The 1,814-nt window shown below is 69.7% G+C and carries 2 protein-coding genes; one reads left to right on the top strand and one right to left on the bottom strand.

The genetic code is table 11. From position 1 onward, the window contains the following. Window positions 1-220 precede the first annotated feature (220 nt). Entirely contained in the window at window positions 221-1,375 is a 1,155-nt protein-coding gene (locus ACNFOC_RS53940; RefSeq protein WP_416966251.1) for a PQQ-dependent sugar dehydrogenase, read from the top strand. Here ACNFOC_RS53940 and ACNFOC_RS53935 read toward each other — a convergent pair. Beyond that, entirely contained in the window at window positions 1,332-1,583 is a 252-nt protein-coding gene (locus ACNFOC_RS53935; protein ID WP_416966250.1) for a DUF6191 domain-containing protein, read from the bottom strand. The genes ACNFOC_RS53940 and ACNFOC_RS53935 overlap by 44 nt on opposite strands. Between the last annotated feature and the right edge of the window lie 231 nt (window positions 1,584-1,814).

Here is a 1,814-nt window from a genome sequence, read left to right as displayed (position 1 = left end):
TCCCAGGCCCCGGCCCCCGGGCCAGTTCATCGCCCCCTCACCCTCACCCGACGGCTCGATCGTGCGTCGGTGGGTGGTGATCGGGAACTCGGGCGGTGTGAGCGGTGTATGAAAAGTAGAACCAGCCGCAGGGCCCGGCAGTGAGCCCGCCACAAGTGCCCGCCGTACCCACTGGTGAGTACCCGCCCGTCGAAGGGACCTGATCGTGCAACGTCGAGTCGTGTCGGCCGCCCTGGCCGTGACCGCACTCCTGCTGACGGCCGGCTGCTCCTCCGACGGGGGTGGGTCTCCGGGTGACGGCACGAGCGCGCCGTCCAGCAGCAGCGGTACGGCCACGGGGGCCTCTCCCTCCCAGCAGGCCGCCGAACAGACCCCGCCCGCCAAGGGCACCGTGAAGGTGCTGCGCACGGTCACCGAGGGCCTGAAGACGCCCTGGGGCCTCGCCCCGCTGCCCGACGGGAACCTCCTGGTCTCCTCGCGCGACGACGGCACGATCACCCGGATCGACGAGAAGACCGGCAAGAAGACCGAGTTGGGCACGGTGTCCGGGGTCTCCGCGGCCGGCGAGGGCGGTCTCCTCGGCATCGCGCTCTCCCCGGACTACGCCTCGGACCACATGATCTACGCGTACTTCACCTCGGCCTCGGACAACCGCATCGTCCGCGTGCTGTACGACGAGAAGAAGCCGGCCGGTGAGCAGCTGGGCGCGCCCGACACCATCTTCAAGGGCATCCCCAAGGGCTACATCCACAACGGCGGCCGGATCGCCTTCGGCCCGGACGGCATGCTGTACGCGGGTACGGGCGAGAGCGGTCAGCGGGGCCTGGCCCAGGACAAGAAGTCCCTCGGGGGCAAGATCCTGCGGCTGACCCCGGAGGGCGACCCGGCCCCGGGCAACCCGTTCCCGAACTCCCCGGTGTACACCTACGGCCACCGCAATGTGCAGGGCCTCGCCTGGGACTCCAAACAGCGGCTGTTCGCCTCGGAGTTCGGCCAGGACACCTGGGACGAGCTGAACGCGATCACACCGGGCGACGACTACGGCTGGCCGAACGCGGAAGGCAAGGGCGACAACGCCGAGTACCACAACCCGATCGCCCAGTGGCACACCGACGACGCCTCCCCCAGCGGCATCGCCTATGCCGAGGGTTCCATATGGATGGCGGGGCTCAAGGGCCAGCGCCTGTGGCGCATCCCGCTGGACGGCACCAAGGCGTCCGCCGCCCCGCAGGCCTTCCTCACCGGCGAGTACGGCCGACTGCGCACGGTGGTCTCGGCCGGCGACGACAAGCTGTGGCTCGTCACCAGCAACACGGACGGCCGGGGCACTCCTAAGTCGGGGGACGATCGGATTCTGGAGCTTCAGGTGACGTAGCTGCTCCAGACGACGGAGCGGACTCGGGATCGGAGTCGGCGCCTGCCTCTGCCTCTGCCTCTGGCAGGCGTACGACCACCCTCCCGGACTCCAGGTCTATCGGCCCGCGCCCGGGGTCTCCGTCCGCGACGTCGACCCTGGTCAGCGCCAGCCGGTTGGCCTCGTCCTGGGTGTGCTTGCGGCCCGGTGAGAACAACTCCTCGAACATGTTGAACACGGCGCCTCCTTCGTCGAGTTCGACGAGCTGCGCAGTACGCGCATCCCGACAAGGCGACGATCCTCGTGGCGACCAGCCAACGCCGGCGTTGTCGTTGCCGCCGTTGTTGAGCAGGATGACGTCGCACCGGTCGATGTCGCCGTACCTCCGCGCCCAGGACGGCCCGTGAGGTCGCCGAGGCGCAGCATCGCGGCCCAACCGCTTCTGCGTCCACGCCACTCC

This window comes from Streptomyces colwelliae (assembly GCF_048158785.1).
GTDB lineage: Bacteria > Actinomycetota > Actinomycetes > Streptomycetales > Streptomycetaceae > Streptomyces.
Note: the sequence above shows the minus strand (reverse complement) of the source record. Positions and strands in the feature narration are given on the sequence as shown.